Source organism: Planctomycetaceae bacterium, assembly GCA_039680605.1.
Lineage (GTDB): Bacteria > Planctomycetota > Phycisphaerae > SM23-33 > SM23-33 > JAJFUU01.
Genome location: JBDKTA010000071.1, coordinates 18,569 through 40,190, shown reverse-complemented (window position 1 = coordinate 40,190; position 21,622 = coordinate 18,569). Strand labels below are relative to the sequence as shown.

Below are 21,622 nucleotides of genomic sequence, written 5' to 3'. Positions count from 1 at the left end.
ATCTCGTTGTAATATGCGGCGGCCTGCATCATGCCTCTTTCCTCTTCTCCCCTCTCCCCTACTTCTCATCCGCTTGGAATTCCGGCCTCGCTTGCCGCATTGCCGCAATCGCCTCGGTCAGCGCGTCATATCCGTTCTCCCCGAGACCTTTGATTGCCTTGTACCAGAATCCCGGCTCCGCGGCCTCCTGAATCGACCTCATCAGCTTGCCGAGCGTGCCGAGCCCCGCCTCACAGAGCAGCTTGACCTTCCCGGCAGGCAGGCCGTAGTGCCCCAGCACCTCGGTCTTCCAGGATCGCCAATCCACGTTGCTGGCCGCGGTGCCTTCGATCGGCGTGCCGGCAGGGACGGGAACACCGTTGGTGTAGGTTGCGGGGGTGCTGGTGCTGGTGCTTCCATTCCCGCCACTGCTGGAATTTCCACCGCCATTCAGCAGCGGCCGCTTCTTATCGTTCACCGCCGCTCTGGCGATACTCTCCAGATCCTGCGTCCACAACCCGTGCCGCTCCACGATGCACCTAAACTCCTCCACGTCATGCTTCTTGGTCCGGCAGACGAGCCGCTCTCGGTCGTTGATCTTGGGATTCCCGTCGGCGTCCATCGACAAAGCCGCGTGGCACAACTCGTGGTCGAGTAGCGCCAGCTTCTGCTTCTCGTTGAGCGTCGGCCACGCCTCTTCGTTCAGGAGGATGACAAAATCAAAACCCGTGTACATCTCCCGATCGAGGTCACTGGACTTCCGGCACTGGCCGAGTCGCATGTGGCCGTCAGTGTCGGACCTCCAGCCGAGGCGCCACGCCAGGCCGATCTTCGCTTCCGCGAGGTGCGCGTGGTACTGCCGGCGGATATCCGCGAGCAGGCGATGGGGCTCCGTGATCTCCCCGGCGTGCTTTTCCTTGATGATGCGGACGGTTACTTTCTTCCGCTTCTTGACCTTGCTCCCTTTGCGTCCCATGTCGTTTCCCTTTCCTGCTGGATCAATCGTTAAACCACCGTTGGAGACCTTCCAGCATGTTCTCCAGGGCGGCATATTGCTTGTCGGTGACGCGGTTGTGGCGTTCGATATTGGCCGCGATGTCGCGGGCCTTCTCGGTGACCGATGCGGCGAAGTCCTCGCCTTCCTCCGGCACTTCGGAAGCGAGTTCTTCGATCTCCTCCGCGAGCTCCAGTGCCGCCTGCACGTCCTCGTCTTGCGGGTCGCCGAGGTCGATGCTCAGTAATTGGTCGGCCATGTCATACCTCCATTAGTTCGCGGTCCCACGCTTGAGCGAGTCCCGCCTGCTTGAGTTCCGAAATCTTCTCCACCAAAAACGTCTTCCTATTCCACAGCCCGCTCTTCCGGCACATGTCGTCGGCCACCCCACGCTGCCCCAGCGTAACGCCCATCGTCTTCGCGCGAGACAAGGCGGTATACAACCATTCCCTGGTGCAAAGCATCCTGGCCCCCGGATACGCATCCAGGAGCGTGATTACCACCGGCCACTCGCTTCCCTGAGACTTGTGGCAGGAGACAGCGTAGGCCAGCTCCCAATTGCAGCCGGCGTTTTCAATCTCGCCAGCCTCGTTGGTATAACTGTCTCCCTTCGGAATGCGGACCAGGCGGTCTGGCGCCCAGAGCCTGGCCACCGTGTAGCGAGGGAAGACGGCCAGCACGCGGGCCTGCTCGCCGTTCGCGCAGTAGACCTTCCCTTCCTTCTGGTCGGCGTTCACTCGCACGCCGGCCAGTTCGCGCGGTCTGCTGGCTTCCACCGGCACCCAGCCGTTCTTCGTGCAGACGAGCTTGTCGTTTACCCTGAAACCATTTCCCGGCACCTGCTGGCCGGCGGGATTCAAAAACCCCTGCAAGATGGCGTTGAGTGCCTTGCGCCCGAGCGGCGACTTCTCGTTGACGGCCGTGATGATCTGGCAGTCCCACACGGGATCCACGATGTTCCCAGCGATGCGCGAGCCGTTGCGGAATTTCTCCAACATGGCCTTCAGCGCTTCAATCTGCGCCTCCGGCTCCCGCCGTTCCACGTGCAGGAGGTTCTCGGGGGCCTCCCCTGAGAAGTCCAGCTTCGCGGAAGGTGCATATCGCTGCCGGTCGATGATCTCATGGCATGCTTTGACGATCCTCCCGCTATTCCGCTGGATCTCCGTCAGTTCGCCATGCGGCACCCCAGCAGCGATCAGATCCCGCAGCGGCGCCCCGTGGCCGACCGGCGCCAATTGATTCACGTCCCCGATGAGCATTACCCGGCAGCCGGTCCCCAGGGCTGCAAGTAAGCTGCCGGCAAGCGGGGTGTCGATCATTGATCCTTCATCAATGAAAATGTAATCGAGCGGGAGCGGGTTCGATTCATCGTGCTCGAATCCCCAGCCGTCGCCGTCGTCCTGGTCGCAGACCTTGAGGAGGGAATGGATCGTTGTCGCTCGCACGCGCGGCACCCCAGCACGGGCCAGCGATTCCGTCACGCGCACGGCGGCCTTGCCGGTTGGGGCAGCGACTGCCGAGCGCGCGGAGGGAATGGATTTCAGGATGCGAGCGAGCGTGAATGTCTTGCCGGTGCCCGGCCGGCCGCCGAGGATTGAGAGGGAGCCGCGGTTGCTGGGATGCGATGCGGCGAGGGCATATTGCTCGCGCTGGTGGCTGGAGAGATCGGGGATGGATTGGGGGGAGGGGAGGGTCAATTCGATTCCCTTTCCGGCTTGTCCTTCCATTCGAATGGATGAATGCGAGTGACTCGCTTCGCCCCGTGATGCTTGTTTTGATACCACCTCTTGTCGTGGCTCCAGTAAAAACCCGTGCCCTCGCTCTTGTCGCCGAACTTTACACAAACGTCGCGGCAACTATCTGGAGGCAGTGCCACTGAACACCAATCCTTCATTTTGCTATCCTTTCGTTTTTGCTGCTGAAATCCTCCACCATCGCTCGCCAAACACAATTCGCCAGCCTCGTCTCGGCCGCCGCCTTCGCACCATCCGCCATCCATCGCCTGACCACCCTGCACCCGCCTCCCTCGACCACCTCGTCCCTCACGGCCACGTGGCCGGCCTTAATGGCCCACGCCAGGCCACCTGCCATCATCACGCCATCGACCTGCACGCCGGCCACGCCGTCGCGTATCGCTCGCTCCGGCACTGTCACCGGCAGCCAGGTGTGCCCCTGCCGATCGCTATAGAGCGAATGCCAGGCACACCAGCCGAGGCGTTCTGGGGCAGCGGGATCTTTGCCGAGTTGTAGGTAGAGTCGATCCGACCGTCCGAATCCCACGCCATGGAAACGAATCAAAGAGTAGGGATTCTCTTTCACCTTCTCGGCCGCCTTCACCCCGAATCTCTCGATCAGCCGGTCAACCAGCTTCCGCGGCGTCCCCATGCCGCTCAGCAGCTCCAGCAGGTCTTGCGTGGTCTTCTCGGCCGCGATGTGCGACTGAAAATAGGCGGCGGCTTCCCGTGCCTTGGTTTCCGTGAGTCCGTGGCACTCCGCCGCCGCCCGAGCCGGATCGGTCCTGATTACTTCCAATGCGCTCGATCCGTAGAGATCCCAGAGCTTCGCAGCACGCTTCGGACCGATGCCGGGACCGCGCGTCAGGTAGGCGATTGTCCCCTGCTTGCCGGAAGGTTGAGCGAGGATAAAGCTCTGGAAGGCGAATTGCCGGCCATACTTGGGATGCGTGGTCCAGTAGCCGTAGAAGCGGTAGGTGAGTCCCGATTCCAATTCACCCTCGCGGGCCTTCCCTTTCACTACCGTTCCCGAGGTATTCGAGTCCTCGCCGCCGCCGTCGTCCAGCACGCCGATGATGGAACGGTCGTCTTCGCGACCGAAGACATTGCGCTCGTATCCGAACTCGGCGATCAATTCTTCGCAGCGGCGAGGCATGGAAATCCTTTCTTTAGACGGGATCGGCGGATTCGCTTCCGACTGCCGGAAGGGCTTTGTCGATGGCATTGCGAATGTCTACCAGGACGTCGACCAGTAAGCCGCAGATTTCGTGATAGACGGCCTGTGCATCTCCAGAGACTTCCGGCACCGTGATGTACGATATCGCTTTTACCACCCACAGCAGCTTCTCCCGATCCGGCCGCAATGCTTCTGCTTGTGCCTTCGCCGCTGCTTGCTCTTCTTGCCTGGCCTTCTCGCGCGCCGCCTTCTCTTCCGCCTCCCTGATAAGCCGCTTCTCCGTTTCGATTATCGCTTTCTCCATCGCCTCCGCGCGGGCCTTCTCCATTTCCAGCTTCCAGTTTTCGGCGTCAATGCGGTCCTGCTCCGCCTGCTGCCTTGCACGCTCGGCCGCGATCTTCTCTCGCTCCTCTTCCATCGCTCGCCGCTCAGCTTCCAGCTTCTCACGTTCCACCCGCAGCCGTGCTTCTTCTGCCTCGCGCTCCGCGCGAATCTTCGCTTCTTCCGCCTCTCTTTTGGCACGTTCCTCTGCTTCTGCTTTCAGCCGTGCCGCATTCTTGATCCGCTCTTTCTCGGCCTCGTATGCCTCCTCTTCTTGCGAGAGGTGCGATTCGATCGGTTCCAGCAGGCTGGTGATTCGCTTGGCCTCCGCGTCCACGCGCCGGCCGTACTCCAGGGCATCGGCCTTGAGTTCCTTGCGGAGTTTCTCGACCTCCACCCGCTTGTTTTTCACCACCATGCGGGCAGCGTGGACTGCCTTGTAGCCGGCGGTGTCGTTCACGTCGCGGATCGTGAGCGGGAGGTATGCGGCGGACATTTCCGCGATGGCAGAATCGCTTGCGGAGAATCGAGCCAGTTGGTTGTCGGAAACTGTTTCCATGGTTGGTGTCGTCCGTTGGGTTGGGATTGATTGCAGTGGGGCGGGCAGGATTCGAACCTGCAACAAGGCCCTTCCTGGGCCACCTCTTCCAATTGGGCTACCGCCCCCTCGCGGCAGCGCGGTCGAAATACCTCCCGCGCCGCCGCTCGTGGACCTGCTGCTGGGAATCACTACAGCAGGTCATCCACGTTATCGAAGACGCCGGCAGCGGCGGCGTTTTCTTCCTTCTTCTCGCCGCCTCCCGTGCCACCAGCTTCCCTCGGAATCCCTTCCGCCTTCGGATCACTGGGGTGCCAAAGATCCCAGTGGCCCTTGGTGAACAGCGTGGCCTTTGTGCCCTCACTCCCATCGGCCTTCGGATACTTCTCGTGCTTGATGATTCCGCAGCATCGCCGGCCGATCGCTTCGACCAGGTTCACCCGCAGCTTGGGGTTGGCCTTCAATTGCTCCTTCGTCGCCAGTCCCAAAGCGTAGAACAACTGCCGAAAGATGCTCCGCCTGACGCCGTTCGCATTGTCGCTTAGTCCCGTTTCGGGATACTTGAAATACTCGTGGTGCGTTCGGCCCTTCTGATTCGGCTGAGTGCCAGCCGTGACCTCCAGCTTGACGAGCATGTCGCCACTGTTCTCGGTGTGCGGCTCGATATCCACGAGCACGAACTCATAGCCGCCTTCCGGCAGCATGCCGCCAGTGCCGTCCTTGTCGATATCGTCGCCCTCGAAGTCCATGTCGAAGGTGAAATCGTCGTTTTGCGTGCTCATTGTGTTGCCGTTGCCTTTCTGGTATTGATTGGGTTTTTCGTAAATAGTGGTTGGTGGTTGGTGGTTAAATTCAGTTTCGCTCAGCCGAAGGGAATTTCATCCGTTCCAGTTGCCGGCGGTGTATCACGCGTGTCGCCAGGCTTCTCGTCGCCAGGCTGCCGGTCCTTCGCGGTCGATTGCTTCGCCGCCGCACTCGCCGCCGCCTCCCGCTTCTTCATCGCTTTCCGCAAACTCTCGATCAGCGTGTTGCAGTCGGCTCGCTTCAATTGACTCGCTTTCTCGACCCCTGCCTTCGACAGGATGGAAACCATCTTCGCCTTGTCGAGGTTCAATTGCTTGAACAGGTCGATCACCTCCATGGCCTGCTGGCGGGTCGCGAAGTCTCCGGCAGCGGCTGATTCTTTGCCGTTTCCACCGGCAACCTCCCGCTTCTCTTTCTCCTGCTGGTTTCCTTCCAGCAGGCGAGCCTCGCTGGCTTTCGCGCCGGCCATCTTCGCCTCGGCCTCCGCCTTCAATCGGTCAATTTCCTCCTGGGTCGGCGTGCTGGAAGAAGAGGAAGATGTAGCCGGCTTCCCGACAGGCTTGGCTTGCGGTGCCGGTGCCGCATTGGCTTCCTTCCCCTTCCCTTCCTGCTCCGCCTTCACCTCCGCGGCCGTCTTCTTCCCGGCCTTCGCCTTCGCCTTCTCGGCCGCCGCCTGCTCTTCCTCCCGCGCCGCCGCACTCAATTGCAGGTCGTACTCGTTCGCCGTGTAGTACCCTTCCGGCGGTTCGCTCCCTTCATTGAGCCAGGACACCAGGGGCGCGAACGTCTCGGCGCCCGGCTTCACTGCCACCAGGCCGTCGATGTTCGGGCAGCGCGTCTTCTCGATCGACAAGGTGTGCGTGAGATCCATCCGGCCGAACACGTCGAACTCGTATTCCACTCCCTCCCGTTGCACCGGTTTCATTCCCAACTTGACCGGAACCGCCTTCCCGTGCTCATTCTTCTCCAGCGAATACTCCGTCTTCGTCCGCACGGTGGCAATGACGTGGCAGGGGCTGCGAACAATCGCCTCGAACAAGGCCCGATGCATCGGCGTGACCTGGCCCCAGCCGTCCGTGAATTTGTTGCCCCTGCCGGCACTGGCCTTCTTGTCAACCAGCTCCAGGGCCCCGCCTGTGCCTTCCCACTCGTGGGAGAGCGAATCGATCACGCACACGTCGTAGCGCTCCTGCCCGGCAGCCACGACGGCCGAGCGGTATGTCGAAGGCGAGTAATCGTCCAGCGTGCAGATATCGAAGTTCCATTGCACGCCATCGGGGGCCAGGCCGACATACTTCTCAGCGGCGCCCGGCTCGGTGGCAATCATGCACACCTTCTTCCCGAGGGCGAATGCGGCCCGCAGGGCGGTAAACGTCTTGCCGGATCCAGAAGGTCCGGCGATGGCAGCGCGGAGTTTCGATTTCGTCCGCGATGCCGGCTTGAAGATTCCCATGTGATTCCCTTTCTTACCTGATGATGAAAACTACACTCCCATCCGTTCCAATTCCGCCAGCGCCTTCACCAGCGCGGCCTTGGCGAATTTCAATCCTTCCACCTGCGCTTCCTCCAGCGTCGCGTAGGCCGGCTCATGCCAATAGCTGGTGGCCGCCGAGACGTGAAAGCGTCCCTCGATTGCCATGGCATAGACAGAGAACACCCCGCCGAGATCCAGGCGGCGCGAGTCCCGGCAGTTGGCATTGACTCGCCATTCCGGCAGCGGCTTAGGACGCGGTTCGCCGTGGCACGCCGGCAGTTCGTTGGTTTGCTGGAGGTCGGTTTGTCCTTCTTGTCCTGGTGGCATTGGTGATTCAATCCTTTCAAAATGAGTGTGGCCGTTGAGCGCGAGCCCCGGATATTGCTGGGCCGGCACGGCGCGATAAAGTCTTGGTGGTCCGAGTCGCATGATTTCTTACTCGCCCTTGCGGGCCTGCACCTCACACCACAACATGACGGCGACGGCCGTCAGCACTGCACACGCGTATTCCATGGCTACCCTCCGCACCTCCTCGATCTCTCAACCCGATCGTCCATCTCCGACCTGGTCATCCTTGGCCGCTCCGCGTTCCTCCGGTCGCACTCCTCCTCGTAAGCCTTTGCCTCGAATTGGTCCAACTCGCGAATCTTCCGCAGCACTCCAGGCACGCCACACACGCTGCAGTACATGAGGTACTCCGCGCGGAACGTCTCGGTAAAGCAGGGAAACCGCGCCTTGCATGCCGGGCACTCGTAGATGGACCACGCGCGTTTTTGCAGGGGAAAATCCATCACGCATTCCTCCAGACGAATCGATACCCATCCAGGCCGTGCTCTTTGTAATACCGCGGCATGATTCGCACGCAACGGAATCCCATCGCTCGAAAGAACACGTGGCCGTCCAGGTTGTTCTCTGCCGGATGGACGATGATTCGCTTCCGGGAGTACATTCGCACGCGCCCTTTGACGAACTCCACCATCGCCTTCCCCACTCCGCGCCGTGCGAAGGCCGGGTCCACGGCGAGGTTCGCGAGGTCTACTCGATCGACCTCCAGGTAGTAGATCGCGAACCCGGCAACGCGGCCGTTCACCTCCGCCACGATCCCGATCGCCATGCAAGAGAGCACTCGTTTGAAGTCGAAGTCGCTCCAGGGGTTCTCGAAGCAGGCTGATTCGATGCGAAGGATGTCCGGCATATCGCGGCGGATGACGTGGCGGACGTGGACCTGGAGGTTGATGGGAGAGGCGGGGTTAAGCGGGGCTGCGGTCATCATCGGGGCGGTTCCTTTCGTGGTTTGGTTGTATTTACTGCTGAACCAGAATTACCGATGCACCTGGAGAGAGAATGGAAACCCGCAAGGGAGAGGCACCCTCGTCAACTGTGCCTGTGCATGCGCACTTCGTTAGGTTCACCAGATAGCTCTTGGTGCGGAGTACCACATCGCCTGGACCGCAGTCGCACCACTTTCCCTGGGTCACGACGGCCATGTCGCCTACGCGCATTTTCACGGGATTCACCCCAGGCAGGTTGTTGACAATTGAGAGTTTCATGGGGATGGCCTTGGGTTGAGTTGGTTGGTCAGTACCTGGCGGCCTGCGCTGTCAATCGGTTGCGAATTTCCTCACGCACTTCTTTTGGCATGCGCTCGATCTGCATGGAACTCACTCGCTTGAGAATCCTCGTCATCCAATCGAGCGCCGCAATCATCTGCCGCGGCATGTCCTCGCCTTCGTCAATTCGGGTGAAAAGTTCTTGGAGGACCATATCGAGGTCCACGTCCACCTCGCCGCTCACGTCCACCGTCTCGCAAAATCTGACTTTCATGGTTTGGTCCTTTCTTGACAGGAGGGGCCGGCTTTTGTTGGCACAGGGAGAATGACGAACCCGTGTCAACTCAGCCTCGTTCGCCTGCCGGCCCAGTTCACATGCCTGGCCGCGTCCCGTTTCAACACGGCCAGCCCCGACGAGGCGGCGCGGGGTCACGATTCCGTTTTCAAAAGCGCGGCCGCCCTTGAGGAAAGTACCGGCCGCGCAGTCCGGCGTCCCGTCGGCTACGAGCCAGGGGAAATAACGCCGTGGGCAAGTTTCGTTAGTCATGGCATCCGCCTTTATAACCGCCGCCCGCTCCCGCCAACTGACAGGCGGGAAACGGGACGGCGGCCCACTAGACTGCGCATAAATAAGGTGTACGCCTGGCAAGGTGTAGTGGGGCACCGCTAGTCAGGCGGCGGCAAGGTCGGCCGAAGAGCGGCCAAAGATGCCTAGTGGTTTTTCCGATAGGGAATTTTCTGGATTCTCCATCAGCAATAGTGGGAATTTACCACAAGCGTTTTTTCGTGTCAACAACCATTTTTTCGGATTTGCCCAGAGTCTACAAAGTGCCGTCGATTTTCTACAGCAAGAAATGCACGGAGGGCCGAACTGCCAGAACCACTAAGCACCACACTAGGCAGGGTGCTCGGCGGCGGGGGCCTCGCGGTTGCCCCACAGTTCTGCCCTCTATGCCTCCAAGCAAATCCTAGACAGCCACGGTGTCCGATAGAATCGGGAGAATCGTTGCGGCGGGGTGGGGGTTTAGATGGCCAAGAAAAAGAAAAAGCCCGGTCTCCCGGGCCTGAGTGAATCGCGGATCGCGGTGCCTACCGCTTCGCCGGCACCTTGCTTCCCACCGGCCGCAACAGTTCCGCCGGCTCCACTCCCACGCCGCGAGCCAGCGCCTCCATCATATCCCGCCCTGGCCAGCGTTTGTCGAGCTCGTATCCGCTCCACATCGCCTGCGGGATGCCGGCGGCAGCGGCTGCCTGCTCCTGGGAGAGGCCGGCGGCGAGGCGAAGTTCGCGAAGGCGAGGGCCTAGTTGCATGGCTGATCTCCTGTTGCTTTGGCGATGGCGGCGATGATCATCTTCACACAAGCCTCTTCGCCGCGCGAATCCGGGTCCAGCCAGTACAGCGCCTCTCGGCACGCCGCCAGCAGGTCCGGTGCGGCATCGCGGAGTCGCGCGTCCGCCTCGTCCGGTTCGTAACGGCGGCTTTCGGCGTTTGTTGGGGTGATGACCTCCAAGCCGGCCAAGCACTCGGCGCGCATGCGATCGATTGCGGCATCGCGGAATTTGTCCTCATCGCCGGGGTCGGTATCGGTATCCCGGCACATCTCAGCGTGCATCTGCCACTCGTCACCAGCCCACTCGCGGAATGCAGGCATCATGTTCTCGACTACGGCATTCAGCGATTCGGCCTCAAAAGGGCCTGCTGCGCCGTATGCGTCGTTATTGTTGCGGTAAAGCACAATCGTTCTCCTTGCCGGTAGCCCGGCGGTTGGGGGTTGGCCTGGATACTTCAGACAAGCATCAAGGCAGCGTCGATATCGTATTCACCCGAGACCGGCGATCCGAGGACGGTCCCGGTGAGGATTACAGAACGGCAGCCCGTGCTCTTGAGGTGCAGCAGGTTGACGCGGAAAACTGTCGGGCTGTCGGTGGTGGTGACGTGGCATCCCCGGCAGGTGATCGATACGGAAGTCTTCATCGGTTTTTTCTCCTGGTTCGTGGTTCGTGGTTCAGGTTTCAAGTTCGTTGCATCCCGGACCCCTCGCGGGGTTTCGGCTGGACGCCTCCAGCCTCATCAGCGGGTCAAGAAGGCAATGATCTCGGCCAGCTTGCCGTTGACCTCGGCCAGGGAGCCGACGTGGCCCCAGTTGATTGTGACCTCGCCATCGGGGGCCGGCATGTCCTGGAGCAGTTCGCCGATGTGGGCCAGGAGGTCGGTCGCCACCATGTGGGCGCTCTCGTAAGCGGGCTGGGCTTCTAGCTTCGGTTTCGCCATCGTTCTTCCCTTTCGTGTTTGGGTTTCGCCTAACTGGTTACGGTAACTCTCCGATTTTGCGTTTGAGTTCGGCGAGCGATTCAGCCACGACCCCCATCGCCTCGTACCGGCACTCCCGGACCTCTTCGAGCATCCCGTTCGGCCCGATACGCCAGTCACGCGGCCCGAGACAAGCGGTGTAGCGGAATTCACAGCCTCGCGTGTCGATCGCCGTTCGCGTGAATCGTTTCATGGTGGCCATGGCTTGCTCCCGTTTCTAACATTATAGCACTCCGCTCTTAGCACGTCAAGCTCTGGACACCACAATTCCGAAAAGATTCCCAAAATAGGTATTTTTCCTACCCTTGCCCCGGCAGCGGGGGAGCTACCAAAATGCCAATTCCGCCGTCAATCTACCTCGCCCGGCACGCTCTGCCGGATTCGATAGCATGCCGGGATCGGCCAAGACCAGCCCTCGGTCCCGAGGATCGCGCGAAAGAGGCGGTCCTCGCTCGTGTTATGCGCCCACGCCGTGCCGGTCGCGGGCTTCTGGTGCCGTCGCGAGTCCGGGCAGTAGCCTCGCTTGCGGGCCACGGCGCCGGGCACGATCTGCATGCCGCCGATCGCCTTGCGGGTGCGATGGGGAACGAAGTCGGCCGGGTCGATGTCCACCACGGCAGCCGGATCCTGGGCCCGCCGGGCGTACTCGTCCCCGCTGGCCCTGGTCGCGTTGTAGAGCGTCTCCTCGGGGAAGAATAGCGGCTGGCCGTCGAGCGGAAGGTCGGCCAGCGAGTCCAGGCAGCCGGGGCCGAAGAAGTAGTCGCAGTCAGCAAACCAGAGGACGTCTGCCGTGCTGCCGATGGCCGCGATGTTTCGCCCAATGCCCCGCTTGAGCAGTTCCTCGGGCGGCTGGATCTGAATGTTGAGCGCCGGCAGGCGGGCCGCGAAGGCGTTCAAGACCGCCGTGGTGCGGTCATCATCCAGGGCCGCGAACACGGTCATCTGCACGGCGATGTTGGCCGGCGGATAGAGGACGAGGGAAGACAGTTGGTATTGCAAGACGCGACTGTACTGCCAGCAGTGGCTGACGATTTGGAGGGTTCGCATTAGTTGCCCGGTCGATTTGTCCACAGGTCACAGATTGAGTCGTCCTGGCCGCCGCTTTCGACAAGCTGGCAGGCTTGGCCTTGCTGCCAGCGACAGTCGGCACACCGCACGCCGGCGAATCCGCTGCGGTAATTGGCGTCGGCAGGGGAGTATTTTTGCGGGGCGGGGGTGCGGTCGGATACGAGTTGGCTCCTCCACTTCAGAAACCGCCCGTATCGTTCTCGTGCCCCATGCTTCGCGAAGGGGACCGGTTCCTCCTCTTCCTGCCGCGCCGGCTGCGGCTCGCCGCTCCATTCGTCCCAGTCGGATGCTGGCTGGTCGACCGTTTCGCCTGCCGGTTCGTCGACCGGTTCGTCGGCGGCTGGCCCCTGTTCCTGCCCCTGCTTCTCCCCGGCCAGGATGAAATCAGCCGCCTCACTCAGCACCTCGTCGTCATAGATGCTGGGCACATGCGGATCCTCACCCTTCATCAACTCCCATAGCCGCTCGGCGTAATTGGTATCGTCGTATCCCGCGCCACCGGTGTAGCCGGTCCCGATGCCAAGCTCTGGGTGTTCCCCGGCAACCGATCGCGCCGTGTTCGCCAGCCCGGGCCATGTCGAAGAATCGCCGCCCTCATCCTCCCAAGCGTCGATGGCATCGCGAGTAAGCCCAGTGGACTTGCGTACCGCCTGAAAGGTCGCCAGACGATCGGCGGCCTCCTGGGTGCCCTTTTCACCGAGGAGCCAGGTCGCCGCATCTTCTAGCTTCTTCTCGTCGATGCCGTGCTTGGCCGCGGCGTTGGGGATGGCCGTCAGTTCATGGAGTCGCTGGTCGTGCCGGTCGATCTGGTAGCGGGCCTCGCGCATGAGTCGCTTGCCGGTTTTCCAGCGGGTTTGGAGTTCCTCGGTCGTCCGCTGCTTGCGACTGGCAGGCACGCCCCTAAGCATCGCCTCGCCTTGCCGGTAACGCTGGCCAGCGGCTTCCTTGGCCGCTTCGATCTTCGCTACTTCGGCGCCCCGGCCAGCGGCGCGCTTGGCACGCTGGGCCTGCTCCCACTGCTGGTGGCTTTCCCATTCCGGGTATCGGCTCTCGCCGCCCGGCTGCGCGGCATCCAAGAGCGCCTGCGGCTTCGCCTGACGCTCGGCCGCCTTCTTTGGGGCTTTGGCCGCCTTGGGCGGCTCGGCCCTCAGTCGCTTCGCCAGGGCCTCGTGGTGGGCACGGGATTGGGCCAGCACGGGATAGAGGCGGGTCTTGATGTAGCGGCTCCACTCGTCGGCGGCCGATTCCCAGAGGTTCGCGTCCTCTTCGCGGCCGGCGGATCGCAAGACCTTGGCGACCTCTTGGATGCCCCAGCGGGTCTGCCATGCCTTCTCGAAGGCTTTTTCCTGGCTGGCCAATTCCCGCTTGGCCACGCCGTGGGCCGTGCGGAGGTCGCGGCGGCTGCCCTCGAAGGCCGGTTCCGGCAGGGGCTTGGTCTTGTTGGCTAGGATGCCCTGCTCGATGATCTTCGTGGATTCCGGGCCGGCCTGAAACCACGTCCCAGTGCCGGAGCGGTAGCGCCAGCCGTCCGGGTGCTTCTCGGCTTGAAATTGCTTGCCGTTGTGCGTGAAGGTTCCGGTGTCGGTTGGGGTTGGGCTTAGGGGGAGAGTGGATTGCTGGGGCTTTGCTGGGGCAGATTGGGCCGGCGGCTTGTCGGCGCCAGGCTTGGCCACGAATTGCCCGCCCTGCTCGCCTTTGCCGCGCGGGTGGAGTCGCTCGAAGTCGGGGTCGTTGGGGGTCGTTGGCTTCGGGGTAGGTGCCGGGGGATCTGGCTTGAAGTCGTAGGTGCCGGGATCGGTAGGTGCTGGAGGCTTGGGCGCCGAGGCCGGCTTGGCGTGCTCGGCCGGCTTCGTGGGAGCGACGGGCTTAGCTTGCTCGACGGGCTTTGCGGGTGCTGCTGTTGGCTTCTCCGCTGCTGGCTTAGGCGGGTCGTTCTCGCTCAGGTCGATCTTTGGGAAGTGGAAGGACCATGCGTAGCGCTTCCGCGCATAGACCTCCGCCCGCAAGACGCTCGCCAGCGTCGGGGCCTCGGTCAACTTGACGCCCCTTCTCCACAACCTGGCGGCGATGCGGTCGATCTGTTCGGCGGTCGCTGGCATAATTCACTCCTACCGCCCGGATGCTGGCATTATAACGCGCGTCGCGCCCTGCATCATCCCTCAGTAATCGTAGGGCCGCGGCTCGCCCTTCAGGTCCGCAATCGCGTTCTGCCTCATTCGCTCGTTGGGCGTCAATTTTGGCTCCGTGGCCGCGTGGTAAGCTGCCGAGCAGACCAGATAGATCAGGAGCAGCAGGGGCACGCCCACGGCCCACAGAAGCCACTTGGCGGGACCAGCGGGCTTGCGTGGTGGCTGCGGTGGCCGGCGGATCGCCTCCCGCTTGCCGGTGCCTTGCGCGGTTCGCGTGCTTCGCGTCGTTTCGTTCAGAAAATCAAGTTCGCCCATGATTCCACCCCTCGTGTGCATTGTGTAGAAAGAAAGTGCAGGAATTGAATTTTCTTCAGTTTACCACAAGGGGGGAATGAAAAGCAAGAGGAAAATCCTTAGTCGAGGAATCGGCCGGCAGTCAAGCCGCGCGTGGTTTTCTCGTGCTGGCCGAACCACTCCCGGATCCCGCCGATGTTGGCCGCGAGGGTGGCACGCAGGGCAGGTTCCCAGAGGGCGCGCCCCTGGCCCTTGCGCCAGTGCTTGTCGCCGTGGAAGTGCCAGACCTTCACGTCGGGCCCTTGCTCGCTGTAGATGGGACTGGCGTTGTAGCGATCGCTCAGAATCCGCACTCCCGGCAGGTGGGAGAGACATTGGGCGACCACCTCGTCGAGGATGAACGTGCCGGCGTTGGCCTCGCTGATGCGGTTCCAGAGGGACAGCCACTCGGTGGCCTTATCTCGCTGCCAGGCCATCACGCCCGTGTTGACGGCCGGATGAGGCTTGGCAAGCTGGGTGCCGATCAGGCGGTCGACGAATGGCGACTTGCCCTTGAGCCAGAGGATCCGTCCGCTCACCTTCCGGCCGGTTGAGATCCAGGTCGAGAACTGAGTCAGGGTGACCGGATGGCCGAAGAGGTCGTCGAGTGGGCCGGCGATGATGGTGTCGGCGTCGAGGAAGAGGGTGTCGTCGTAGGGGCTCCAGGCCGGCATGCGGGTCTTCGTGACGTAGGCCGCGTGCTTGCTGCCGGCGAAGGGTTCAATGGTCTTGATGTCGGCCTGCACGTCGGCGGCAATGCGGGCCGCCAGGGGGCATGCCGCGGCGTCGGTCAGGATCGTGACTGGTCCCTGATAGTGCTGCCGGAGCGTGTAAAGGGACACGGCCAGCCGTTCCGCGAAGGCGGGGCCGTGGATTGTGAGGTAAAGGATGCCGCGTGTCATTGCCAGCCGTCTCCGTGGATGATGGCGCAGTCGGATTCGCGCCAGTGGGGATGCCGGGCCGTCTCGGCGAGGTCGGGGTTGGGGCCGTATTGGTGGCCCAGGTACATGACGCAAGCGGTCAGCCAGAGGTCAGAGGCATTCCAGCCGCGCACCCAGCGGGTCCAGGTGTCGAAGTCGTAAACATGGCGGGTATGGAAGTTGTCCCAGACCTCGGAAATCAAGGAGCGGGCAATCAGCGTGCCGCCGCCGCCGCCGTAACCCAGGTTCTTTAGGTGAGGGTGGCGATTGAAGATCATCTCGCCCAGCGGTCCCTGAAACGCCCTGCCGGGGGCGTGGTTGCCGGTCATGGGATAGAGTGGATCTGCCATGGGCTTGCGAATCAGGACGTCGTCCTCGAGGAAGAGGATCCACGCGGCATCGGTTGCGTTGGCAACCATGGCCAAGCGGTTGAACCACGCGGCCATGCGGCCCTGTGTGGTCTTGATCTGCAAGCCGATATTCTCGTCGTGCCGGCGGTACGCGCAGCCAAACTCCCTGGCCACCGCGGAAAAGTCGTCGCCCCCATCGCAAACCAGATAGACCGGCGCCGTCTGATAGACCATCCGGAAGTGCCGCAAGACGTTCACGGTCCTGGGGGTGTCGCGGTAGCACAGATAATAGGCGGCGAAGTCTTTGTCGGCGAGCATGTTACGCTTTCGAATATGCGGTCAAGACAAGATTCCCCATGGGATGCACGGGAAACCACTTGTCTTTGATGCCTAGAACCCACAAAGCGGCCCCAGTGATCTCCATCACGCGCTGCACTCGCTCAATCCACCACGGGGCATCCTCGCGGATGATGTGGGTCGTTTCCAGTTCATAATCGGCGCACAGATACTTGCGATCGCGAGCCAGAGGGACGACGAGCATCCACCAATCGGCGATGCTGGCTAGGTACTCCAGCACGGCGTCGATGTCCTCGTAGGGGACGTGCTCCAGAACATCCTTGGAGAAGCCGAATTCACAGTGGTGTGGGAAGGCGGCCGGGCTGAAGAGGCGGTCGCGCACCAGCGGGTCGGCTGCCGCGCGGGCATAGGCGGAGATGTCGATGCCGTAGCAATCATACTTTTGCTCGACCATGGCGCGGACGAAGAATCCCTTGGCGCAGCCGAAATCTACGCAAGGCTCCCATTTTTCAATTCCAAAAAAATCAATGAAAGCGTCAGCTTCTCTGTGTGATCGCTTCGGCTCCCATTTGTAATTGTCGTACCACGAATAGCCCGTGCTGCGGCCGTACTCGTAATACCGCTCGTTGTAGAGGTCGGCGGTGCGATGTGCCCATGCCATATCCCTTTCCGTATCCATCAGCAAAACTCCTTGTCGGGCAGGGGATTCAGGATCGCGTTGGCGACGTCGTTGTGGTCGGCGTAGCGGCAGAAAGCGCAGGCATGGCTGCGGGCCAGCGTCTTGGCCGTCAGGCCACGGTAGTAGTCCAGCACGTTCTCCATGCGACACAAGCGGAACTCGGGGTCGATCGTCCGGGCCGGCCCCACGGGCAGCGGGCAATCGCACAACCAGCCATCCGTATAAAGGAAAGGCTTGATGACGTGCAGGTAGCACGGGCCGGCGTGCTGCTCCAGGGTCGTGCTGAAGTCGAGGAAAACGTGGTCCTGGCCGGCAAGGGCGGGTTTAAGGCGCTCGACCAGTGCCAGGACCACGCCAGGAGAAGCGAAGCAGTTCGGCTCGACCTTCACCGGCAGGTTGTTGTCGCGGGCGAAGGCGATGACCTCGGGCAAAAGGTGGAAGTTCTCCTCGGTGGCCACAAAACAGCCGCTTACGCGGGTCGCCTCGCGGACACGGGCAATCCGCTTTGCCAGCCGCGGCCCCAGCCCCTGCTCGATGGCGTGCAGGCTGACGCGAATCCAGCGCGGGAAGGCCGGATCGTCGAGGCGATCGAGAGCCAGGCCGTTGGTCATGATGCCCACCGAGAAGCCGTAGAGGCGGAGCGTCCACAATAGGAGGTTCACCTTGGGGTGCAGGAGCGGCTCGCCTCCGCCGGTCAGCTCCCAGGTTGTGCAGCCGAGTTCCCGGCAGGCGTCGGCAAACTTCAAGAGCTTGTTGATAGGCAGGATCCCCTCAGGCCGATCGGCATAGCAGCAAAACGGGCACTTGAGCTGGCAGGCGTTCGTCAAGCAGACATGCATCATCACCGGACAGGCGTGGCCGGCCCGGGTACGGATCAGGGTGTCGGCGTTATAGAGCAGCTTCTGACCGCTACTGACGATGGCTTCCGTGTTCATCGCTTGAAAACCTTATCTCGGGCAACCCCCGGCAGGCGTTCGCAGAAAACGGCCTCCTCGGGGAAATATGGCAAGGTGGGGGGGGCGTAGTAGCGCGGGGCATAGCCGGCCGATCGGTAGGCTTCGATCCCTTTCCACCCGCCAAGCTGCTGGTCGAACCACATGGCGAAGGCGTGTTCATCCATGCATAGGCCGTCGGCGAGGGTGGAGTGGATGGCGATCACATCGCGGATGATCTGCGGGTCGCAACAGTAGATCCAGGCGCCGTGGGGAAGTAGCTTTTGGTCGCTTTCGCGCCAGCCGCATTGAGGCCGCCGATACCAGCGCAGGCCCATCTGCAGGGGCTGCTGCCGGCGGAGTTCTTTCCAGAAATCGCCCGGCAAGGGCAGTTCTAGGGTGCAGTCCCAATCCAACCATACAACCTCCTTGAATTCCTCGACGGCCGACAGGATGACCTCCAGCTTGTGTCGCCAGGAGGAAATCCCGTAGGCAATCGAGCCCGTGTAATCCTGGCGATGGTCGCGGTCGACGTCGTGGCCGCTGTAATTCTGGACCGGCTCGGGGTGGATGCAGATCGCCTGGAAGCCAAGTCCGCGAAGAAAGGCCAGGTTGTCGAGGCCGTAGCAAAGCACGGTCACGGGTGCCGGGCGCAGGGGTCTCGATGCGGCCCGCTCCACGTCGCCCCGCACCTTGACGTAGCGGCGGAATCGTTCGTCTCCCCACAATCCTTGAATGAACATCATCGGCCGCGGTACTCCCGGAACATGGGGACTTCGGCCGGGTAGGGCTGCTTGCGGCAGTGGTAGCAGTAGGGCTCCCAGCCGTCCTCGTGGTAATGCTCGATGCCCTTCCAGCCGCCGGTGTGCTGGTCGATGACCCAGGAAAAGGCGTGCTCGTCCGTGTAGAGCGGGTTTTCCATCTGCCAGTCGATGGCATCCTGGATGAATCCCACGTCCCGGCAGTAGATCAGGCCACCGTGCCCCAGCAAGCGGGTGTCCGCGCCCCGCCATGGGCATTGGGGCCTGACGAATCGCATGATCTTCAACTGCAGGGGCTGGCCGGCGTCGAGGCAGTCCCAGAAGTCGGGCGGGATTGGCCGGTCGGTGTTCACGTCCCAGTCGAGCCACACGATCGGACCGCCGGTCCCCAGCATGGCGGTCTTCATGATCTCCATCTTGTGCCGCCAGACCGAAAGTCCGTATTGGACCTTGCCGTCCGGCGATGGATTCCGCTCGGCGGCGCCTGTGAAGTTCAAGAGGGGCTCGTCGTCCAGCAGGATGGTCTCGTAACCCAGGGTATTTAGGTGCTCCGCGTTTTCGCATCCAAGCACAAAATAGCGGATCGGCGTCGGCTGGTGCGGAAAGAGCCGGGCCGATTCGATGTCGCTGCGGGCCCGGTCCACGTTCTGCCAGATCCCCGAGGCCAGTTCCTTGGGAAAGCCCCACAAGCCGCGTACAAAGGTCGGTTGCCCCATGTTATCCTCCGATGGTTGTCGCCCAGATAGATCCTGCCATGATGCGGAGTTCTCGGCCGGCAGCGTTCGCCCACGCGTCGACGGCCTGCTTCACGCCCACGAAGCGGCGGTGCCGGTAGTCGTGCCCGCATAGAATTCCGCCCGGCTTGACCTTGGGCAGCCAGGCCGCAATGTCGGCAAGCACAGCCGGGTAGGTGTGCTCCGCGTCGATAAACACCAGATCCTGGCTGGCGTGGTCCACCCAGTGGGCCATATTGACGGAAGGGCCATGCAAGATCGTGCGCCGCTCGGCAGCGAAGGCGGTGGCGTCGATTGCCATCTGCTTCTTCTCGTCCATCTCTGCCTGGGTCATTTTGGACATTCCGTCGCCGCTCTTACGGTACTCGCTGTCCGGCTCGGCGGCCTTCCAGGCGTCCACCATAATCAGGTGCAAGGGTGGAAATGCCTTAAGCATTGCGGCCGATGCAAAGCCCGTGCAGACCCCGATTTCCGCCATACGCAGGGGCTTGGTGGGGTCGCCTTGCTGGAGGCTTTCCAGGAGACCGATCAGGGTTTTGTGGTATCGGACCATAATCTCGCTTTCCATCGTTCGCTGGGCGTCCTATCTTCCTCGGTAAAGTCCCGCAATGCCTTGGCGTGCTCCGCCCTCCACGCGGCCGGCATGGCGAAGGCGCAATCGGGACACAGTTCCTCGAATCCCCAGTCAGCGGCGGCCGGTAGGTGCTGGCGGTAGAGATGCTCGCAGCCGAAGAGGCGGGCAATCATGATTGCCGATGAGCAGGGCAGCCAGCCGCGGGCATCCAGGGACACCCCGCAACGAAAGGGCATGGAACACGGGCCGACAACAGCATGCCCCAGGTCGATCGGCGAGTGCAGGAAGGGCAGGTGCCGCTTGGCGCCCGGCTGCCTCCCGGCGTACCGCATGCCCGGGACTGCCGGCAGGGGCGGCTTAGGCAGCGTGCCGTTGGTGTCGATCTTCACGCTCTGGATCGCCCCCTGCTGGATGCCATCCGCTAGGATCTCGGCGATGCGGGAGAACTGCGGATGCAAGAGCGGTTCGCCGCCTACCACCTTGACGCGGTTGACGTGGCCGTGCTCTTTGGCCTCGGCAATGAACTGCTCGACGGCTGCCGGGTCGATGTCCTCGGTACGCTCGGGGTACTGCGGGATGAGGCGGTTGCAGCCCGGGCAGGCACAATTGCACCGCATGGTGATGTTTAGCTCGACGTTCATCGCAACATCTCCGCAATTGCTCCGGCAACCGCTTCCTCAAGTCCCCTGCGCGTGCAGCGGTTCGTCCAGCCGGGGAAGCGGGCCTTGACGATGGGCAGCCGCTGGAGTTCGGCCAGATACCAATGGATGGTGTCCTGGCTGGGGACCGGCAGGCGGGGCTGTAGGTAAGCTGCCACCCTCCGGCTCCATTCGGTTTGCACGAAACACTGCTGGGAAATGATTCGGCTATGTCGGTAAACCTGCCTCGTCTCGTCGTGGGGCGGCCAGTCGAGCGGCGGATAATGCTTGGTTAAGAGATTGGAGCGAGACCACGCCTGAAGCGTGTCGATCCACTCCCCCGGCTTCGTGTAGGACCACGGGCGGGCCACCAGCACGGGATTCCGCGCAAACCACGCCTCGTCAACCCATGGCTTATCGTCGGTCGCCACGCTGTCCACGTCTAACTTCAGCCAGTAGTCGGTATCAACGAGAAGCGGGGCGAAGTAGACGAAGGCCGACAGCATCCGCTCCCGCTGGGTCATGTCCGGGAACACCAGCCACGGAAAGTTCCAATTGTGATACGTGACGTTGGGATGGTCGAGTGCGAGGATGCCCTGGTAGCTCGCGTCGCGTGGAAGCAACCCAGCGTCCACGATCACGTGCATGGGCACGTCGAGAATCCCCGGCTTCCGCCGCCACGTCGGCCAGGTCAGTTTCAACTGATCGACAGTCCGGGGATCCACGGCGACGACGATTGAGTAGGAAGGAATCACTCGCCCCTCCCTTCATCGAACCGCTGGATGTCGGCCAGGTCCACGGTCTGCCCCTCGGCGGCCGTGTAAAGCTCATAGAGCGTGGCGTCGGTGACAAACTCCATGCGATGGGGAATACCCGGTGGCACAGAAACAGCGTGCCCCGGTCGCAAATCGAATGAGTATTCCCCGCCGTCCGCGCACTCCACTACGCGGACGCAACCCTCAACCACCAGAAACCAATTCCGCTTGTTCTGGTGGGTGTGCATCGAGGAGCGGCCCCCCGCCTTCCCTCGCGCTATCGCCAGGTCCAGCGTCTCCGTCATGTGCAGGTGCTGGCTCTGGCCCCAGTGGTGCTGGTTGGTCTTGTTCGGACTGTCCATCTTGTGCCTCCTCCTGAAAGGCATAGAGTTGCTCGCGGAACAAACGTAACGCCTCGGGGTCGTCGCCCTTTGGCCAGCCCCGACGCTCAACCTCAAGGTGAATCGTGCCGTTTTCGACACGAAAGAAGGCCATCATGAAATGGCCGCTCTGGAAGGCGCGGTCGAACCTCTTCTGGCAGTGCTGGAGGTCGGCCGGCGTGCCCGGAATC

At 62.2% G+C, this 21,622-nt stretch carries 28 protein-coding genes and 1 tRNA gene; all 29 read right to left on the bottom strand.

Annotation, left to right across the window (positions count from 1 at the left end):
- Positions 1-58: 58 nt before the first annotated feature.
- The 29 genes from ABFD92_21580 to ABFD92_21440 all read right to left on the bottom strand — a co-directional run bounded on the left by ABFD92_21580 (position 59) and on the right by ABFD92_21440 (position 21,413).
- Positions 59-955 carry a putative metallopeptidase gene (locus ABFD92_21580; protein MEN6507136.1) on the bottom strand — a complete coding sequence of 299 codons (897 nt, stop codon included), beginning with the start codon at positions 953-955 and terminating at the stop codon, positions 59-61.
- A 22-nt stretch (positions 956-977) separates the two neighbouring features.
- Positions 978-1,232 carry a hypothetical protein gene (locus ABFD92_21575; protein MEN6507135.1) on the bottom strand — a complete coding sequence of 85 codons (255 nt, stop codon included), beginning with the start codon at positions 1,230-1,232 and terminating at the stop codon, positions 978-980.
- 1 nt (position 1,233) lies between these two features.
- A complete protein-coding gene (locus tag ABFD92_21570; GenBank protein ID MEN6507134.1) occupies positions 1,234-2,700 on the bottom strand; it encodes an AAA family ATPase in 1,467 nt (488 codons plus the stop codon).
- Positions 2,701-2,863: 163 nt separating this feature from the next.
- Positions 2,864-3,862, bottom strand: a complete 999-nt coding sequence (locus tag ABFD92_21565; GenBank protein MEN6507133.1) for a helix-hairpin-helix domain-containing protein — start codon at positions 3,860-3,862, stop codon at positions 2,864-2,866.
- Between the two features lie 13 nt (positions 3,863-3,875).
- Positions 3,876-4,763, bottom strand: coding sequence for a hypothetical protein (locus tag ABFD92_21560; GenBank protein ID MEN6507132.1), 888 nt, complete (start codon positions 4,761-4,763; stop codon positions 3,876-3,878).
- 36 nt (positions 4,764-4,799) lie between these two features.
- Positions 4,800-4,870 (bottom strand) — tRNA-Ser (locus ABFD92_21555).
- Between the two features lie 63 nt (positions 4,871-4,933).
- Positions 4,934-5,524 (bottom strand): hypothetical protein, encoded by a 591-nt coding sequence (locus ABFD92_21550; GenBank protein MEN6507131.1) that lies wholly within the window; start codon positions 5,522-5,524, stop codon positions 4,934-4,936.
- Positions 5,525-5,604: 80 nt separating this feature from the next.
- Complete coding sequence (locus ABFD92_21545) at positions 5,605-6,999, bottom strand: ATP-binding protein (GenBank protein MEN6507130.1); 1,395 nt, start codon at positions 6,997-6,999, stop codon at positions 5,605-5,607.
- Between the two features lie 30 nt (positions 7,000-7,029).
- Positions 7,030-7,449 (bottom strand): hypothetical protein, encoded by a 420-nt coding sequence (locus ABFD92_21540; GenBank protein MEN6507129.1) that lies wholly within the window; start codon positions 7,447-7,449, stop codon positions 7,030-7,032.
- Positions 7,450-7,810: 361 nt separating this feature from the next.
- A complete protein-coding gene (locus ABFD92_21535) occupies positions 7,811-8,293 on the bottom strand; it encodes a GNAT family N-acetyltransferase (GenBank protein MEN6507128.1) in 483 nt (160 codons plus the stop codon).
- A 305-nt stretch (positions 8,294-8,598) separates the two neighbouring features.
- The gene (locus tag ABFD92_21530; protein ID MEN6507127.1) at positions 8,599-9,117 is read right to left on the bottom strand and encodes a hypothetical protein; all 519 of its coding nucleotides are present in this window, start codon (positions 9,115-9,117) and stop codon (positions 8,599-8,601) included.
- A gap of 542 nt (positions 9,118-9,659) precedes the next feature.
- Positions 9,660-9,881: a helix-turn-helix transcriptional regulator gene (locus ABFD92_21525; protein MEN6507126.1), complete on the bottom strand. Its 222-nt coding sequence runs from the start codon at positions 9,879-9,881 to the stop codon at positions 9,660-9,662.
- Positions 9,872-10,306 carry a hypothetical protein gene (locus ABFD92_21520; protein MEN6507125.1) on the bottom strand — a complete coding sequence of 145 codons (435 nt, stop codon included), beginning with the start codon at positions 10,304-10,306 and terminating at the stop codon, positions 9,872-9,874. The genes ABFD92_21525 and ABFD92_21520 overlap by 10 nt, the downstream gene beginning before the upstream one ends.
- A gap of 50 nt (positions 10,307-10,356) precedes the next feature.
- Entirely contained in the window at positions 10,357-10,545 is a 189-nt protein-coding gene (locus tag ABFD92_21515; protein MEN6507124.1) for a hypothetical protein, read from the bottom strand.
- Between the two features lie 96 nt (positions 10,546-10,641).
- The gene (locus ABFD92_21510) at positions 10,642-10,842 is read right to left on the bottom strand and encodes a hypothetical protein (GenBank protein MEN6507123.1); all 201 of its coding nucleotides are present in this window, start codon (positions 10,840-10,842) and stop codon (positions 10,642-10,644) included.
- Between the two features lie 37 nt (positions 10,843-10,879).
- Positions 10,880-11,083, bottom strand: a complete 204-nt coding sequence (locus ABFD92_21505) for a hypothetical protein (protein ID MEN6507122.1) — start codon at positions 11,081-11,083, stop codon at positions 10,880-10,882.
- A gap of 146 nt (positions 11,084-11,229) precedes the next feature.
- On the bottom strand, positions 11,230-11,928 hold the full coding sequence (locus tag ABFD92_21500; GenBank protein MEN6507121.1) for a glycosyltransferase family 2 protein: 699 nt from the start codon (positions 11,926-11,928) through the stop codon (positions 11,230-11,232).
- Positions 11,928-14,048: a hypothetical protein gene (locus ABFD92_21495; protein MEN6507120.1), complete on the bottom strand. Its 2,121-nt coding sequence runs from the start codon at positions 14,046-14,048 to the stop codon at positions 11,928-11,930. The genes ABFD92_21500 and ABFD92_21495 overlap by 1 nt, the downstream gene beginning before the upstream one ends.
- A gap of 60 nt (positions 14,049-14,108) precedes the next feature.
- Entirely contained in the window at positions 14,109-14,393 is a 285-nt protein-coding gene (locus ABFD92_21490) for a hypothetical protein (protein ID MEN6507119.1), read from the bottom strand.
- A gap of 98 nt (positions 14,394-14,491) precedes the next feature.
- Positions 14,492-15,313, bottom strand: a complete 822-nt coding sequence (locus ABFD92_21485) for a hypothetical protein (protein MEN6507118.1) — start codon at positions 15,311-15,313, stop codon at positions 14,492-14,494.
- Positions 15,310-15,999, bottom strand: a complete 690-nt coding sequence (locus tag ABFD92_21480; protein MEN6507117.1) for a hypothetical protein — start codon at positions 15,997-15,999, stop codon at positions 15,310-15,312. The genes ABFD92_21485 and ABFD92_21480 overlap by 4 nt, the downstream gene beginning before the upstream one ends.
- Position 16,000: 1 nt before the next feature.
- Positions 16,001-16,657 (bottom strand): methyltransferase domain-containing protein, encoded by a 657-nt coding sequence (locus ABFD92_21475; protein ID MEN6507116.1) that lies wholly within the window; start codon positions 16,655-16,657, stop codon positions 16,001-16,003.
- Positions 16,657-17,592 carry a radical SAM protein gene (locus ABFD92_21470; GenBank protein MEN6507115.1) on the bottom strand — a complete coding sequence of 312 codons (936 nt, stop codon included), beginning with the start codon at positions 17,590-17,592 and terminating at the stop codon, positions 16,657-16,659. Before ABFD92_21470 ends, ABFD92_21475 begins: the two co-directional genes overlap by 1 nt.
- Positions 17,589-18,335, bottom strand: a complete 747-nt coding sequence (locus ABFD92_21465; GenBank protein ID MEN6507114.1) for a hypothetical protein — start codon at positions 18,333-18,335, stop codon at positions 17,589-17,591. Before ABFD92_21465 ends, ABFD92_21470 begins: the two co-directional genes overlap by 4 nt.
- Positions 18,332-19,066: a hypothetical protein gene (locus ABFD92_21460; protein ID MEN6507113.1), complete on the bottom strand. Its 735-nt coding sequence runs from the start codon at positions 19,064-19,066 to the stop codon at positions 18,332-18,334. The genes ABFD92_21465 and ABFD92_21460 overlap by 4 nt, the downstream gene beginning before the upstream one ends.
- 1 nt (position 19,067) lies before the next feature.
- Entirely contained in the window at positions 19,068-19,637 is a 570-nt protein-coding gene (locus ABFD92_21455) for a class I SAM-dependent methyltransferase (GenBank protein MEN6507112.1), read from the bottom strand.
- A complete protein-coding gene (locus ABFD92_21450) occupies positions 19,613-20,299 on the bottom strand; it encodes a radical SAM protein (GenBank protein ID MEN6507111.1) in 687 nt (228 codons plus the stop codon). Before ABFD92_21450 ends, ABFD92_21455 begins: the two co-directional genes overlap by 25 nt.
- On the bottom strand, positions 20,296-21,051 hold the full coding sequence (locus ABFD92_21445; protein MEN6507110.1) for a hypothetical protein: 756 nt from the start codon (positions 21,049-21,051) through the stop codon (positions 20,296-20,298). Before ABFD92_21445 ends, ABFD92_21450 begins: the two co-directional genes overlap by 4 nt.
- Positions 21,048-21,413: a cupin domain-containing protein gene (locus ABFD92_21440; protein ID MEN6507109.1), complete on the bottom strand. Its 366-nt coding sequence runs from the start codon at positions 21,411-21,413 to the stop codon at positions 21,048-21,050. Before ABFD92_21440 ends, ABFD92_21445 begins: the two co-directional genes overlap by 4 nt.
- Positions 21,414-21,622: the final 209 nt, after the last annotated feature.